The sequence below is a fragment of the Edaphosphingomonas haloaromaticamans genome (assembly GCF_001853345.1).
GTDB lineage: Bacteria > Pseudomonadota > Alphaproteobacteria > Sphingomonadales > Sphingomonadaceae > Sphingomonas_E > Sphingomonas_E fennica.
In genome coordinates this window covers 3,374,699-3,388,997 of the sequence record NZ_MIPT01000001.1, presented here as the reverse complement: position 1 = coordinate 3,388,997, position 14,299 = coordinate 3,374,699, and the positions used below count along the sequence as shown (strand labels likewise).

Annotated in this window: 14 protein-coding genes; 5 read left to right on the top strand and 9 right to left on the bottom strand. The window is 67.8% G+C overall.

Translation table 11 applies throughout. The features are described from left to right. The first annotated feature begins 15 nt into the window (after window positions 1-15). Both BHE75_RS15710 and BHE75_RS15705 read left to right on the top strand, forming a co-directional pair. Window positions 16-2,187, top strand: a complete 2,172-nt coding sequence (locus BHE75_RS15710) for a primosomal protein N' (protein ID WP_070934420.1) — start codon at window positions 16-18, stop codon at window positions 2,185-2,187. Between the two features lie 40 nt (window positions 2,188-2,227). Continuing rightward, entirely contained in the window at window positions 2,228-2,824 is a 597-nt protein-coding gene (locus tag BHE75_RS15705) for a DUF4126 domain-containing protein (protein ID WP_015457720.1), read from the top strand. A gap of 97 nt (window positions 2,825-2,921) precedes the next feature. Here BHE75_RS15705 and clpA read toward each other — a convergent pair whose 3' ends face one another. Both clpA and BHE75_RS15695 read right to left on the bottom strand, forming a co-directional pair. Beyond that, a complete protein-coding gene (gene clpA, locus BHE75_RS15700; protein ID WP_015457719.1) occupies window positions 2,922-5,234 on the bottom strand; it encodes an ATP-dependent Clp protease ATP-binding subunit ClpA in 2,313 nt (770 codons plus the stop codon). 179 nt (window positions 5,235-5,413) lie between these two features. Beyond that, a complete protein-coding gene (locus tag BHE75_RS15695) occupies window positions 5,414-5,611 on the bottom strand; it encodes a DUF1192 domain-containing protein (RefSeq protein WP_015457718.1) in 198 nt (65 codons plus the stop codon). 72 nt (window positions 5,612-5,683) lie between these two features. Here BHE75_RS15695 and BHE75_RS15690 point away from each other — a divergent pair, with 72 nt between their 5' ends. From BHE75_RS15690 to BHE75_RS15680, 3 genes are all read left to right on the top strand, one after another. Further along, window positions 5,684-6,709, top strand: coding sequence for an NAD(P)H-quinone oxidoreductase (locus tag BHE75_RS15690; protein WP_139181744.1), 1,026 nt, complete (start codon window positions 5,684-5,686; stop codon window positions 6,707-6,709). A 108-nt stretch (window positions 6,710-6,817) separates the two neighbouring features. Further along, window positions 6,818-8,221, top strand: coding sequence for an NAD(P)H-dependent flavin oxidoreductase (locus tag BHE75_RS15685; RefSeq protein ID WP_015457716.1), 1,404 nt, complete (start codon window positions 6,818-6,820; stop codon window positions 8,219-8,221). 7 nt (window positions 8,222-8,228) lie between these two features. Beyond that, complete coding sequence (locus BHE75_RS15680) at window positions 8,229-8,930, top strand: glutamine amidotransferase (protein WP_070934418.1); 702 nt, start codon at window positions 8,229-8,231, stop codon at window positions 8,928-8,930. A gap of 169 nt (window positions 8,931-9,099) precedes the next feature. Here BHE75_RS15680 and BHE75_RS15675 read toward each other — a convergent pair whose 3' ends face one another. Genes BHE75_RS15675 through BHE75_RS15645 form a run of 7 tightly spaced genes read right to left on the bottom strand, consistent with a single transcriptional unit; the run spans window position 9,100 to window position 14,291 of the window. Beyond that, a complete protein-coding gene (locus tag BHE75_RS15675; protein WP_015457714.1) occupies window positions 9,100-9,417 on the bottom strand; it encodes a 2Fe-2S iron-sulfur cluster-binding protein in 318 nt (105 codons plus the stop codon). Next, window positions 9,417-10,619, bottom strand: a complete 1,203-nt coding sequence (locus BHE75_RS15670) for a thiolase family protein (protein ID WP_070934417.1) — start codon at window positions 10,617-10,619, stop codon at window positions 9,417-9,419. The genes BHE75_RS15675 and BHE75_RS15670 overlap by 1 nt, the downstream gene beginning before the upstream one ends. 6 nt (window positions 10,620-10,625) lie before the next feature. Further along, the gene (locus tag BHE75_RS15665; RefSeq protein ID WP_015457712.1) at window positions 10,626-10,997 is read right to left on the bottom strand and encodes a nuclear transport factor 2 family protein; all 372 of its coding nucleotides are present in this window, start codon (window positions 10,995-10,997) and stop codon (window positions 10,626-10,628) included. Window positions 10,998-11,002: 5 nt separating this feature from the next. Then, complete coding sequence (locus tag BHE75_RS15660; protein WP_070934416.1) at window positions 11,003-11,464, bottom strand: MaoC family dehydratase; 462 nt, start codon at window positions 11,462-11,464, stop codon at window positions 11,003-11,005. A 2-nt stretch (window positions 11,465-11,466) separates the two neighbouring features. Further along, entirely contained in the window at window positions 11,467-12,246 is a 780-nt protein-coding gene (locus tag BHE75_RS15655; RefSeq protein ID WP_070934415.1) for an SDR family oxidoreductase, read from the bottom strand. Beyond that, window positions 12,243-13,385 (bottom strand): acyl-CoA dehydrogenase family protein, encoded by a 1,143-nt coding sequence (locus BHE75_RS15650; protein ID WP_070934414.1) that lies wholly within the window; start codon window positions 13,383-13,385, stop codon window positions 12,243-12,245. The genes BHE75_RS15655 and BHE75_RS15650 overlap by 4 nt, the downstream gene beginning before the upstream one ends. A 3-nt stretch (window positions 13,386-13,388) precedes the next feature. Next, on the bottom strand, window positions 13,389-14,291 hold the full coding sequence (locus tag BHE75_RS15645) for an SDR family oxidoreductase (RefSeq protein WP_015457708.1): 903 nt from the start codon (window positions 14,289-14,291) through the stop codon (window positions 13,389-13,391). Between the last annotated feature and the right edge of the window lie 8 nt (window positions 14,292-14,299).

The window sequence follows — 14,299 nt, the reverse complement described above, 5'->3', positions numbered from 1 at the left end:
CCCTAATTCGGGGGCGTGAACCCTCGCGCCCGTGTCCTCCTGCTCAACCCCGCGCTCGGTCCGCTCGATTATCGGGTGGATCCGGGGCAGGACGTGCGGCCGGGATCGATCGTGCTGGCGCCGCTCGGCCCCCGGCAGTGGACCGGGGTGGTGTGGGAGGCGGATCGCATGCCTTCCGATGCGGAGGTGGGCGACAATCGCCTGCGCCCGCTGGCCGGCGTCTATGATCTGCCGCCGCTGGGCGAGCCGCTGCGCCGGTTGATCGAGTGGACCGCCAATTATTATCTCGCGCCGCCGGCCGCCGTGCTGCGGATGGCGCTTTCCTCCGCATCGGCGCTGGATGGCGCGCGGACCGTGACCGAATATCGCGCCACCGGCCGGGTGCCGGATCGCCTCACCCCGCAGCGCGAGCAGGCGCTGGAGCGGATCGGCGAGCGGCAGGGGCTGGTGCGCGAGTTGGCCGCCATCGCCGACGTTTCCGATGCGGTGATCCGGGGGCTGGTGAAGGCCGGCGCGATCGAGGCGGTGGAGGTTTCGGTCGACGATCCCTTCCTCGATCCCGATCCCGACCATGCCCGGCCTGATCTTTCGGCGGATCAGGCGGCGGTGGCGGGCCGGCTGGTGGAGGCGGTGCGCGCGCACGCATTCCAGCCCTTCCTGCTCGACGGCGTGACCGGATCGGGCAAGACCGAGGTTTATTTCGAGGCGGTGGCCGAGGCGATTCGGCAGGGGCGGCAGACGCTGGTGCTGCTGCCCGAGATCGCCTTGACCGAGCCGTTCCTGAAGCGCTTCGCCGCGCGTTTCGGCCATGCGCCCATCGCCTGGCATTCGGACCTGCGCCAGTCGCAGCGGCGGCGGGCCTGGCGGGCGATTGCGACCGGCGAGGCGAAGGTGGTGGTGGGCGCGCGCTCCGCCCTGTTCCTGCCTTATGCGAAGCTCGGCCTGATCGTGGTGGACGAGGCGCACGAGACCAGCTTCAAGCAGGAAGACGGCGTGATGTATCACGCCCGCGACGCGGCGGTGATGCGCGGCGGCTTCGAAAGCTGCCCGGTGGTGCTGGCATCCGCCACGCCCGCGATCGAGACGCGCCAGCAGGTGGCGCTGGGCCGTTATGAGGAGCTGAAGCTGCCCGGCCGTTACGGCGTGGCGCAGATGCCCGATATCAACGAGGTGGACCTGCTGCGCGATCCGCCGCCGCGCGGCCGCTGGCTGGCGCCGACGCTGGTGAAGGCGATCGAGGAGACGCTGGAGCGCAAGGAACAGGCGCTGCTGTTCCTCAATCGGCGGGGCTATGCGCCGCTCACTTTGTGCCGAACCTGCGGGCACCGCTTCCAATGCCCCAATTGCACGGCCTGGATGGTGGAGCACCGGCTGATGGCGCGGCTCGCCTGCCATCATTGCGGCCATGTGATGCCGCCGCCGGCTTTCTGCCCCGAATGCAAGGCGGAGGATTCGCTGGTCGCCTGCGGGCCGGGGGTGGAGCGGATCGCCGATGAAGCGTCCACGCTCTTCCCCGATGCGAAGACGGCGGTGGTGACGTCCGACACGCTCTGGTCGCCGGCCAAGGCGGCGGAGTTCGTCGGCCGGATGGAAGCGGGTGATATCGATATCGTCATCGGCACCCAGCTCATCACCAAGGGCTATCACTTCCCGAACCTCACCCTGGTGGGCGTGGTGGATGCCGATCTCGGGCTGGCCGGCGGCGATCTGCGCGCGGCGGAGCGCAGTTTCCAGCAGATCGCGCAGGTGGCGGGGCGGGCGGGGCGCGGGGCCAAGCCCGGCCATGTCTATATCCAGACGCGCGAGCCGTCCGCGCCCGTCATCCGCGCGCTGGTGTCGGGCGATGCGGAAAGCTTCTACGCCGCCGAAACCGAATCCCGCCGCGCCGCCAACGCGCCGCCCTTCGGCCGTTACGCCGCGATCATCATCTCGTCCGAAAAGCTGGAGGAAGCGGTGGAAACGGCCCGGCTGATCGGCCGCACCGCGCCCGAGGTGGATGGCATGCACGTCTTCGGCCCCGCGCCGGCCCCGCTCGCGATGCTGCGCGGCCGGCATCGCCAGCGCCTGTTGGTCCATGCCCGCCGCGCGCTCGACGTGCAGGACGTGATCCGCCAGTGGCTGGGCGCGCTGGAATGGCCGCGCGGCGTGCGCGTGGCGGTGGACGTGGACCCTTACTCCTTCGTTTGAGCCATTGTTGCCGGGGCGCGGCCGTGGCACCTTGCGGGCCATGGGCGTGGTGGAACTGCTCGGTGTCGCCGCCAGCGTCAGCCTGCTCGCGGGCTGGAGGCTCTATCTCTGCGTGTTCGCGACGGGGCTGGCGATGCGCACGGGCTGGATCGATCTGCCGCAGCATCTCTCCTCGCTGGACGTGCTGGCCAATCCCTGGGTGATCGGCATATCCGCCGTGGCGCTGCTCGCCGAATTCCTGGCGGACAAGATCGCCATCGTCGACAGCGTCTGGGATGCGATCCACACGCTGATCCGCCCGGTGGGCGGCGCGCTGCTGGCCATGGCGATCGTCGATGCCAGCGATCCCGCCTGGCAGGTGGCGAGCTTCCTGCTGGGCGGCGGCGCGACGCTGATGGCGCACGGCGCCAAGGCCGGGGCGCGGGCGGTGGTGAATGCCAGCCCCGAACCGTTCAGCAATATCGCGGTTTCGACCGGGGAGGACGTCGCCACCACGGGGCTGCTCTACCTGGCGCTCGCCAATCCGGTGGCGGCGGTGGCGATCGCCTTGCTGCTGCTGGCGGCGGTGGTGTTGACGCTCTGGTGGGTGCGGCGGCTGTTGAAGCGGTTGCTGGGCGGGCCTGAAAGGGCCGCGTGAACCGGCGCCGATAGCCTCATGACCAAAAAGAAAACGCCGCCCCGGCGATCGACCGGGGCGGCGCTGTTTCCTGGACGTAGCGGCGGAGCCGCGTCGATCAGCCCTTCACCTCGGCCTTGGCCTTGCCGCCCTTCTTCGGGCGCTTGGGCGCGGCGGGGGTGATCTCGAAGGCGAGGGCCTCGTCCTTCAGGCGGACCTTCACCTCGCCGCCATGGACGAGCTTGCCGAACAGCAGCTCCTCGGCCAGCGGCTGCTTGATCTTCTCCTGGATCAGGCGGCCCATCGGGCGGGCGCCGTAGAGCTTGTCATAGCCCCGGGCGGTGAGCCACGCCTTGGCGTCCTCGTCCATCGAGATGTGGACATCGCGATCGGCCAGCTGAAGCTCGAGCTGGAGGATGAACTTCTCCACCACCCGGCTCACCACCTCGGTCGGCAGGTAGCTGAACGGCACGATCGCATCGAGGCGGTTGCGGAATTCGGGGGTGAACATCTTCTTCACCGCCTCTTCCTGCGCATCCTCGCGGCTGGTCGCGCCGAAGCCGATGCCCTCGCGCGCCATGTCCGACGCGCCGGCATTGGTCGTCATGATCAGGATGGTGTTGCGGAAATCCACCGTCTTGCCGTGGTGATCGGTCAGCTTCCCATTGTCCATCACCTGCAGCAGGATGTTGAACAGGTCGGGATGTGCCTTCTCGATCTCGTCGAGCAGCAGCACGCTGTGCGGATGCTGGTCGACCGCATCGGTCAGCAGGCCGCCCTGATCGTAGCCGACATAGCCCGGAGGCGCGCCGATCAGCCGGCTGACCGAGTGGCGCTCCATATATTCGGACATGTCGAACCGCTGCAGCGGGATGCCCATGATCTGGGCGAGCTGGCGGGCGACCTCCGTCTTGCCGACACCGGTGGGGCCGGAGAACAGATAGTTGCCGATCGGCTTGTCCGGATCGCGCAGGCCCGCGCGGCTCAGCTTGATGGCGGAGGAGAGGACCTCGATCGCGCGATCCTGGCCGAACACCACGCGCTTCAGGTCGGTCTCCAGCGTCTCCAGCACCTTCTTGTCGTCGGTGGAGACGGATTTCGGCGGGATGCGCGCCATCGTCGCGATCACGGCCTCGATCTCCTTGGGCGTGATCACCTTCTTCCGGCGCGACGGCGGCACCAGCATCTGCATGGCGCCCACCTCGTCGATCACGTCGATCGCCTTGTCGGGCAGCTTGCGATCGTTGATGTAGCGGGCCGAAAGCTCGACCGCCGACTTGATCGCATCCGGCGTATATTTCACCGAATGATGTTCCTCGAAGGCCGAGCGCAGGCCGGCGAGGATCTTGATCGTATCCTCCACCGTCGGTTCATTCACGTCGATCTTCTGGAACCGGCGCAGCAGCGCGCGATCCTTTTCGAAATGGTTGCGGAATTCCTTGTAGGTGGTCGATCCGATGCAGCGGATCGTGCCGCCGGAAAGGGCCGGCTTCAGCAGGTTGGACGCATCCATGGCGCCGCCCGACGTGGCGCCGGCGCCGATCACGGTGTGGATCTCGTCGATGAACAGCACGGCGTGCGGCAGCTTCTCCAGCTCCGTCACCACCTGCTTCAGCCGTTCCTCGAAATCGCCGCGATAGCGGGTGCCGGCGAGCAGCGCCCCCATGTCGAGCGAATAGATCACGGCCGGCAGCAGCACGTCCGGCACGTCGCCTTCCACGATCTTCCGGGCCAGGCCCTCGGCGATCGCCGTCTTGCCCACGCCGGGATCGCCCACATAAAGCGGGTTGTTCTTGGACCGGCGGCACAGGATCTGGACGGTGCGGTCCACCTCCGGCCCGCGGCCGATCAGCGGATCGACGCGGCCGTCCTTGGCCTTTTCGTTGAGGTTGACGCAGAACTGCTTGAGGGCGCTCTCGCCCTTCTTGCCATCCTGCTTCTGGGCCTTTTCCTCGTCCGCGCCCTTCACTTCGCGCTGCTCCGTGGGCTGGCCGGCCTTGCCGACGCCGTGGCTGATATAGCTGACCGCATCCAGCCGGCTCATATCCTGCTGCTGGAGGAAATAGACCGCGTAGGATTCGCGTTCGGAAAAGAGCGCGACGAGAACATTGGCGCCCGTCACTTCCTCCCGCCCGGAGGATTGGACGTGGAGGATTGCGCGCTGGACCACGCGCTGGAAACCGCTGGTGGGCGAGGGATCGGTATTGCCCTCCACCTTCAGCGCATCGAGTTCGGTATCGAGATAGAGGCGCACGGCCTCCTTGAGATCGCCCAGCTCCACCCCGCAGGCGGCCATGACCTTGGCGGCATGCTCGTCGTCGATCAGCGCGAGCAGGAGATGTTCGAGCGTGGCATATTCGTGACGGCGGCTGGACGCGGCGGAAAGCGCGTTGTGCAGGGTCTGTTCCAGCTCGCGGGCGAAAGATGGCATTGCAATCTACTCCTTCAGGCCGCGTGGGAGGCGCGACCCGCTGACACATATGTCGTGAGCCTGGGGGCGTTCATCAAGGCACCCGGCCGATCCGGTGCTTCCCGCGTGGAAAGAGCGCCCATCGCCGTTGAAGCCCGCCCGAGCCCGATCGCGTCTTCCGCGCTCAGGCTGGCCCGTCCTCATCGCCGGAATAGGGACTCGGCGCTTGCGCGGTGGTTAACGGCGGCATCGATCTTGCCGCGCACCCGGGCGATCTCCGCCTCCAGCGCGGCGATTCTCGCGTTCAGCTCGTCCACCGAAAACGGGTCGAGATCCTGCAGGCGAAGCAGCGTCAGCGGATCGTCGGTGCGTCGGGGAAGATTGTCGTCAACGTCCATTCGGGGAGCGTTGACCGATGCGCGCTCCATGTCAATAAACGCGACCTGACAAAAGCGCCGAACGGGGGAAATATGGCCGCGCTTCCGGAAACCATGCGGGCGATCGATCCGGACGAGACCGGCGGGCCGGAGGTGCTGCGCGTGGTGGAGCGGCCGGTGCCCCGGCCCGGCGCGGGGGAGGTGCTGATCCAGGTCGCGGCGGCGGGCGTGAACCGGCCGGACGTGGTGCAGCGCAAAGGGGGCTATCCGCCCCCGCCCGGCGCCCCCACGATCCCCGGCCTGGAGGTGGCCGGCCGCATCGTCGCGCTGGGGCAGGGGGTGGAAAGCGAATGGCTCGCCCAGCCGGTCTGCGCGCTGCTGGCGGGTGGCGGCTATGCCGAATATGCGGTCGCGGCCGTCGGCCAGTGCCTCGCGGTGCCGCCCGGCCTGCCGCTGATGGAGGCGGCCGCCATTCCCGAGACGCTGTTCACCGTGTGGACCAATTTGTTCGAGCGCGCTTATGCGGTGGAGGGGGATGTCTCCCTCGTCCACGGCGGCACCAGCGGGATCGGCACGATGGCGATCCAGCTCGGCAAGCTGTTCGGCCTCACCATGATCGTCACCTGCGGATCGGACGAGAAATGCGCCCGCGCGATCGCCATCGGCGCCGATCACGCGATCAACTATCGCACGGCCGATTTCGTCGAGGAGGTGAAGCAGATCACCGGCGGGCGCGGCTGCCAGGTAGTGCTGGACATGGTGGGCGGGGATTATGTGCCCCGCAACCTCGCCTGCCTGGCCGAGGACGGCCGCCACGTCTCGATCGCGGTGCAGCGCGGCGCCAAGGCGGAAGTGCCGATCTGGGATATCATGCGCCGCCGCCTGACCCTCACGGGATCGACGCTGCGCCCCCGCTCCGCCGCGTTCAAGAGCCTCGTCGCGGACGAGCTGGCGGCAACCGTATGGCCGTTCGTGCGCGAAGGCCGGCTCAGGCCGGTGATCGACCGCACCTATACGCTGGAGGAGGCCGCCCTTGCCCATGCCCGCATGGAATCGGGCGATCATGTCGGCAAGATCGTGCTGCTGGTCGGCGAACAGGGCAGCGCTGCTTCCTTATAATTCCGCATCGATCCGCCATCCGCCGCCGGCATCGGGCGGGTGCGCGATTTTCGCGCGCATTTCCCGACGGGCTCGCCTATAGGGGGCCGATTTCATATGGAGGCATGATTGTTCAAGGGTGTGCGGCCGATCCTCTACGGGGGGCGCGAGGTGTGGCCGTTGATCGAGGGCGGCAAGGGTGTCGCCGCTACCAACCATATGAGCTCCGGGGCCTGGGCGGCCGCCGGCGGCATCGGCACGGTATCGGCGGTCAACGCCGACAGCTACGATCCCGAAGGCAAGATCATTCCCCAGGTCTATCATGCGCTTACCCGGCGCGAACGGCATGAGGAGCTGATCGCCTACGCCATCGATGGCGCGGTGGAGCAGGTGAAGCGGGCGTTCGACATCGCCGGCGGCAAGGGCGCGATCAACATCAACGTGCTGTGGGAGATGGGCGGCGCGCAGCGCGTGCTCCACGGCGTGCTGGAACGCACCAAGGGCCTCGTCACCGGCGTCACCTGCGGCGCGGGCATGCCCTACAAGCTCTCCGAGATCGCGGCCTCCTACGGCGTCCATTACCTGCCGATCATCAGCTCGGCCCGCGCTTTCCGCGCTTTGTGGAAGCGGGCTTATTCCAAGGCGTCCGAATGGCTGGCGGCGGTGGTCTATGAGGATCCCTGGCTGGCGGGCGGGCATAACGGCCTGTCCAACGCCGAAGACCCGTTGAAGCCGCAGGATCCTTATCCGCGCGTCAAGGAATTGCGCGCCACCATGCGCGAGGGCGGCATTCCCGATAGCGTGCCGATCGTGATGGCCGGCGGCGTCTGGTATCTGCGCGACTGGAACGAGTGGATCGACAATCCGGAGCTGGGGCAGATCGCCTTCCAGTTCGGAACGCGGCCGCTGCTGACGCAGGAAAGCCCGATCCCGCAGGCGTGGAAGGACCGGCTGACGACGCTGGAGGAGGGCGACGTGCTGCTCCACCGCTTCTCGCCCACCGGATTCTATTCCTCGGCCGTGCGCAATCCCTTCCTCCGCAACCTGGAAGGCCGGTCCGAACGGCAGATCGCCTTTTCGGGCGAAGCGGCCGGCGACCACCAGTTCCAGCTCGACGTGGGCGTGAAGGGCAAGAATTTCTGGGTGACGCGCGGCGATCTGATGCGCGCGCGCGAATGGTTCGGCCTCGGCTACACCACCGCGCTCAAGACGCCGGATAACACGCTCGTCTTCGTGACGCCCGAGGAAACCAAGGAAATCCGCAAGGATCAGGCCGATTGCATGGGCTGCCTCAGCCAGTGCGGCTTCTCGTCCTGGGCGGATACGGAGGGCAATTCCACCGGCCGCCTCGCCGATCCGCGCAGCTTCTGCATCCAGAAGACGCTGCAGGATATCGTCCATGGCGGCGATGTGGAGAACAACCTGATGTTCGCGGGCCACGCGGCCTATCAGTTCAAGAAGGACCCCTTCTATTCCAACGGCTTCGTGCCGACGGTGAAGCAGCTCGTCGATCGTATCCTGACGGGCGACTGATCGGGCGATGAAGCGGGCGCTGGTGATCCGGCATGTGCCGGTGGAAGGTGTCGCCGGTTTTCGCGCGCCGATCGAGGCGGCCGGCTTCATCGTCGATCGCATCGACGTGACCGATCCGGCCTTCCCGGAAACGGACATGGTGGCGCCGGACCTCGTCGTGATGATGGGCGGGCCGATGGGCGTCTACGAGACGGATCGGCACCCGTGGATCGCCTGCCAGATCCGCCGCCTGGGCGAGCGGCTGGCGGCGGACCGCCCCACGCTGGGCGTGTGCCTGGGCGCGCAGATGATGGCGGCGGCGCTGGGCGCCCGCGTCTATCCGGGCGGGCGGCAGGAGGTGGGCTTCGCGCCCGTTTCCCTCAACGGAAAGGGCGCGGATTCGCCGCTGCGCCATGTGGAAGGGCTGCCGATGCTGCACTGGCACGGCGACACCTTCGATCTGCCGGGCGGCACCGAATTGCTGGCCTCCACCGATCATTACGCCCATCAGGCGTTCCGCCGGGGCGCCAATATCCTCGCCCTCCAGTTCCATGCGGAAATGGGCGAGGACCCGCGCTTCGAAAACTGGCTGGAGAAATGGCCCGACGCCATCGCGGCCGCCGGCGGCACCGCCGACGAGCTGCGCGCCCACCACGATGCGCACGGCCCCAATGCCGTCGCCGCCGGCCGCCGCATGATCGCCGAATGGCTGGAAGGGCTGCGGCTGTAGGGCGCTGCCCCGCTTCATGTTTTCGGGCGCCGCTTCCTGTTCCCAACCCACGTCATTCCCGCGAAGGCGGGAATCCGTCATGTCGGATGTCGTCGGCTCCATCGGGCCGCTCGCTTCCACGGATTGGCTGCGGCGGCCTTGGCGGGAATGACGGTTGTTGGGTGCGCCCTCAGAATTGCGGCGCGATCTCCACTTCCAGCCCGTCCAGCTCCGGCTTCAGGATGATCTGGCAGGACAGCCGCGAGGAGGGGCGGACCTCGACGATCGAGCCCATGCCCTCCAGCATGTCCGCCTCGTCCTCGCTGGGCTTGGGCAGCGTGGTTTCGGAAGCGATATAGACGTGGCACGACCCGCAGGAACACATGCCCCCGCAGGTGCCGTCCACGCCCAGCCCGGCGTCGCGCAGCATCTCCATGAGGGCGGAGCCTTCCTGCCCGTCGATCTGCTGGCGGTCGCCGTCGCGGGTGGTGACGTTGATGGTGATCATCACACGATCTCGAACAATCCGGCTGCGCCCATGCCACCGGCGATGCACATCGAAACGATAGCATATTTCACGCCGCGGCGCTTGCCTTCGATAAGCGCGTGTCCCACCAGGCGCGATCCCGTCATACCGAAGGGGTGGCCGATGGCGATGCCGCCGCCGTTGACGTTCAGGATATCGGGATCGATGCCCAGCTTCTGCTGGCAATAGATCGCCTGGCTGGCGAAGGCCTCGTTGATTTCCCACAGGCCGATGTCGGAAACCTTGAGGCCGGCGCGGTCGAGCAGCTTGGGGATGGCGAAGACCGGGCCGATGCCCATTTCCTCCGGCGCGCAGCCGGCGACCTGGAAACCGCGATAGATGCCCAGGATCGGCAGGCCTTCCTTCTCCGCGATCGCGCGATCGACGACGATCTGGGCGGAGGCACCGTCCGAAAGCTGGCTGGCATTGCCGGCGGTGATGTGGCGGCCTTCCTGGATGATCTCGCCATTCTTGAAGACGGGCTTCAGGTTGGCGAGCGCTTCCACCGTGGTATCGCCGCGAATGCCCTCGTCGCGGTCGAGCGTCACCTCCTGCTTGCCGGTCTCGTTGCCTTCCTTGTCGAACAGCGCCTTCTGGACGGTGATCGGCACGATCTCGTCGGCGAAGCGGCCGGCGGCCGTCGCCGCACCGGCGCGCTGCTGGCTGCGGGCGGAAAATTCGTCCTGCGCCTCGCGGCTGATGCCGTAGCGGTCGGCGACGATCTCGGCCGTCTCGATCATCGCCATATAGGCGTGCGGCTCGGCGGCGATCACCGCCTGGCTGCGGTTGCGATAGGTCATCGCATGCTTGTTGAGGGTGAGCGAGATCGATTCCATGCCGGCGGCGACCGCCGCGTCGATATCGCCCGCGATGATCGATCGCGCCGCCAGCGCCACCGCCGTCAGCCCCGATCCGCATTTCCGATCCAGCGCGAAGCCGGCGACGCTCTGGCCCAGGCCGGCGGTGGCCGCCGTCAACCGGCCCAGATTGTAGCTCTGCGTTCCGCTCTGCGTGCCCACGCCCATGAAGATGTCGTCGATGCGCTTGGGGTCCAGCCCCGAACGATCGAGCGCCGCCTTCACCACATGGCCGGAAAGGACGGGCGCCTCCGTGTCGTTGAAGGCGCCGCGATAGGCTTTGCCCACGCCGGTGCGGGCGGTGGATACGATGACGGCTTCACGCATGATCGATTACATTCCCTGCATGTTGTTCGGGCCGAAATAGGCGCGCATCTCCACGACCTTGCCGTCCTCATTGAAGCGGAAAGTATCGATCACGTCGATCCGTGCCGTATCCTTGAAGGCCAGCGACACGGAAAAGGCGAAGGCGGCATAGTCGCCGGCGGTGCGCACGGGGCCTTCCAGCTTCAGCTTCGCGCCCGTCTTCATCGATTCGGTGTAGAAGGCCAGGATCGCGTCATGGCCTACATGCGCGCCGGTGCCGACCGGGTCCTCGACGGACGCGCCCGGCGCGAACAATGCGGCGACGGCGGCGGGATCGCCCTTGGCGAACGCATCGATATAGGCCTGGACGACGGCAACCTTCTGTTCGTGGCTGGGCATCTCTCTCACTCCGGGAAATAGCGGCCGATTGTGTCGACGACGCAGGCCGGCTTGTCACCGCCGTCGATCTCTATGGTGATGCGCACGACCAGCTGGATCGCGCCCTTGATCTCCTCGACATGCACGATCTCGCCCACGCCCCGGATGCGCGATCCTTCGGGCACGGGAGCGAGGAAGCGCGTCTTGTCGGTGCCCACGTTCACCGCATGGGCGAAGCCCTGCACCTCGATAAGCTGGGGCAGGAAGAAGTTGGCGAGGCTGAGCGTGAGGTAGCCGTGGGCGATGGTGCGCCCGAACGGCCCGGTCTTCGCGCGCTTGACATCGACATGGATCCACTGGTGATCGCCCGTCACCTCGGCAAAGCCGTCGATGCGCTTCTGGTCGATCGTCAGCCAGTCGGTGGGGCCGAGCTTCGTGCCCTCCTGGCCGATCAGATCCTGGGGCCTGGCATAGACCTTCGCCGTCATCGTCAGGCCCTCTGGCTGGAAACGCTGACGACCTCGCCGGTCATGTAGCTGGCGAGATCGGAGGCGAGGAACAGCATGACGTTGGAGATTTCCCACACCTCGGCGGCGCGGCCGAAGGCTTCCCGCTCGGTCAGCTTGGCCAGCAGCTCGTCCGTCGTCACCTTGGCGAGGAAGGCGTGCATCGCGATCGAGGGCGATACGGCGTTGATCCGCACGCCATGTTCGGCGGCTTCCACGGCGGAGCAGCGGGTGAAGGCCATCACGCCGGCCTTGGCGGCGGCATAATGGGCCTGGCCCTTCTGCGCGCGCCAGCCGAGCACCGAGGCGTTGTTCACCACCGCGCCGGTCCTGCGCTCATACATGTGGGGCAGGAAGGCGCGGCTCATGCGGAACACGCTGGTCAGCGTCACGTCCAGCACGCGGTTCCACTGGTCGTCGGTCATGTCGACCACGTCGACCTCGCCGCCCAGCCCGGCATTGTTGATGAGCACGTCGACATGGCCGAGCTCAGCCACCGCCGCATCGCGCAGCGCCTGCACCTGCTCCTCGTTCGTCACGTCGCAGATCCGGGTGAAGGGGCGGGTGCCCACTTCCGCGGCGATCCGATCGGCGGCTTCGTTGAGGCGGCGCTCGTGGAAGTCGCTGATGAGGACGGTGGCCCCTTCCTCGGCCGCGCGCTTGGCGGTGGCGAAGCCGATGCCGGTGCCGGCGGCGGCGGTGACGACCACCGTCTTGCCCTTCAGCAGGCCGAGCGGGGTGGGGTAGGCGGGAATGCTGGTCATGCGGCTTGTTCCGTATCGATGATGGCGCGGGCGATAAGCTCGCGATGATGCGCGGGCGAATCCAGCAGCGTGGCCGTTCCGCGCGCGCGCTTGAAGAAGAGGTGGGCGTGATGTTCCCAGGTGAAGCCGATCCCGCCGTGAAGCTGGATGCCGTCCGCCGCGATGCGGAGATAGGCGTCCGAGCAGTAGGAGCGGGCGGCGGCCGAGAGCGTCTCCATGTCGCCCGCGTCGCGGGCGATGGCGTCGGCGGCCATGGCGGCGGCGGACCGGGCCGCTTCCAGCCATAGCTTCATGTCGGCCATGCGGTGCTTCATCGCCTGGAAGGAGCCGATCACCCGGCCGAACTGCACGCGCTGCTTGGAATATTCGACCGTCTCGTCGAGCGTGCGCTGCATGCCGCCCACCTGTTCGGAGGCAAGGATGCCCGATGCGATGGCGAGCGTGCGGCGAAGCGCCGGGCCCGCGGCACCCACGGCGCCCAGGATCGCATCCGCGCCGATCGTGACGTCGAGATCGACATGGGCGAGCGGACGGGTGAGATCGAGCGAGGTGAGCGCCTCGCGCTCGAGGCCGGCGGCGGCAAGCGCGATCAGGCTGATGCCGTCCCAGCCGGCGGAACCGGGCTCACGCGCGGCGACGATCAGCAGATCGGCATCCGCGCCGAAAGGCACGAAATGCGCGCGCCCGCTGAGGCGATAGCCGCCGCCGTCCTTTTCCAGCACCGGGCCGATGCCTTCGGGGATCGGCCCGCCGGCCGCATCGCGCATCGCCAGCGTGGCGATGGTCTCGCCGCGGGCGATGGGGCCGAGCAAGGCCGCCTGCTGCGCCTCGCCGCCGGCTTCCGCGATCGCGGTCGCGGCCAGCACGGCGGTTTCGAACCAGGGGATGGGCGCCAGCGTGCGGCCAAGCTCCTCGGCGATCAGCGCCAGCTCCACCGGGCCCAGCCCCGCGCCGCCATGGGCTTCCGCCACGCCGATCCCGGCAAAGCCCAGTTCCCCGGCGAAGCTGTCCCACAGGGCGCGATCCCAGCCGGCGCCGTCCACGGCCTTGCGCAGCGCATCGAAATCCGCGCGGTCGCGCAGGAAATCCCGCGCGCTGTCGCGGATGAAGATCTGGTCGTCGGTCAGGCCGGCGGACATGGATCAGGCGGTCCCGTAGACGGGCTTGGCGGGCTCGCGCGTCGCCACCAGCTTCTCGACGATCGGGGCAAGCTCGCTCGCCTCGAAGCGGGCGCCCTTGTCGTAGGCGGGGCTGTCCGTCCAGCCCTGCGACAGGAAGATGCGGCCGCCCTTCAGCTCGAACACCTGGCCCGTCACCTTGCGGGATTGCTCGCTGACCAGATAGGCGACCAGCGGCGCCATATTCTCCGGCGCGAACACGTCGAACTCGCCTTCCGCCACGCTCATGTCGAAGGCGGTGGCCGTCATGCGGGTGCGGGCGTTGGGCGCCAGCGCGTTGGCGGTGATGCCGTAACGGGCAAGCTCGGCCGCCTGCACCAGCGTCAGCGTGGCGATGCCGGCCTTGGCGGCCGAATAGGCGCTCTGGCCGATCGAACCCTGCAGGCCCGCGCCGGAGGTGGTGTTGATGATCCGCGCGTCGATCGGGTTGCCCGCCTTCTGCTGCGCGCGCCAGTAATCGACCGCGTGACGGCTGGTGCAGAAATGGCCGCGCAGGTGGACGCGGGTGACGGCGTCCCATTCCTCGGGCGTGCAGGAAACGAACATGCGATCGCGCACGAAACCGGCATTGTTCACCACCGCATCCAGCCGGCCGAAGGTGGAGACCGCAAGGTCCACCATACGCTTGCCGGCATCCCAATCGGCGACGTCGCCGGTATCGGCCACCGCCTCGCCGCCCATGGCGCGGATCTCATCGACGACCTGTTCGGCAGCGCCCTTGGTGAGGCCGTCCTCGCCATGCGTGCCGACGCCCAGGTCGTTCACCACCACCTTGGCGCCTTCGGCCGCCAGGCCCAGCGCATAGGCCTTGCCGAGGCCGTTGCCGGCCCCCGTCACGATCGCCACGCGCCCTTCGCAGATGCCCACGTCTTTCC

Excerpts from the sequence above, each read along its gene's own strand:
- BHE75_RS15705 (WP_015457720.1), top strand. The coding sequence starts at position 2,228 with ATGGGCGTGGTGGAACTGCTCGGTGTCGCCGCCAGCGTCAGCCTGCTC.
- clpA (WP_015457719.1), bottom strand. The coding sequence starts at position 5,234 with ATGCCATCTTTCGCCCGCGAGCTGGAACAGACCCTGCACAACGCGCTT.
- BHE75_RS15695 (WP_015457718.1), bottom strand. The coding sequence starts at position 5,611 with ATGGACGTTGACGACAATCTTCCCCGACGCACCGACGATCCGCTGACG.
- BHE75_RS15690 (WP_139181744.1), top strand. The coding sequence starts at position 5,684 with ATGGCCGCGCTTCCGGAAACCATGCGGGCGATCGATCCGGACGAGACC.
- BHE75_RS15680 (WP_070934418.1), top strand. The coding sequence starts at position 8,229 with ATGAAGCGGGCGCTGGTGATCCGGCATGTGCCGGTGGAAGGTGTCGCC.
- BHE75_RS15675 (WP_015457714.1), bottom strand. The coding sequence starts at position 9,417 with ATGATCACCATCAACGTCACCACCCGCGACGGCGACCGCCAGCAGATC.
- BHE75_RS15670 (WP_070934417.1), bottom strand. The coding sequence starts at position 10,619 with ATGCGTGAAGCCGTCATCGTATCCACCGCCCGCACCGGCGTGGGCAAA.
- BHE75_RS15665 (WP_015457712.1), bottom strand. The coding sequence starts at position 10,997 with ATGCCCAGCCACGAACAGAAGGTTGCCGTCGTCCAGGCCTATATCGAT.
- BHE75_RS15660 (WP_070934416.1), bottom strand. The coding sequence starts at position 11,464 with ATGACGGCGAAGGTCTATGCCAGGCCCCAGGATCTGATCGGCCAGGAG.
- BHE75_RS15655 (WP_070934415.1), bottom strand. The coding sequence starts at position 12,246 with ATGACCAGCATTCCCGCCTACCCCACCCCGCTCGGCCTGCTGAAGGGC.
- BHE75_RS15650 (WP_070934414.1), bottom strand. The coding sequence starts at position 13,385 with ATGTCCGCCGGCCTGACCGACGACCAGATCTTCATCCGCGACAGCGCG.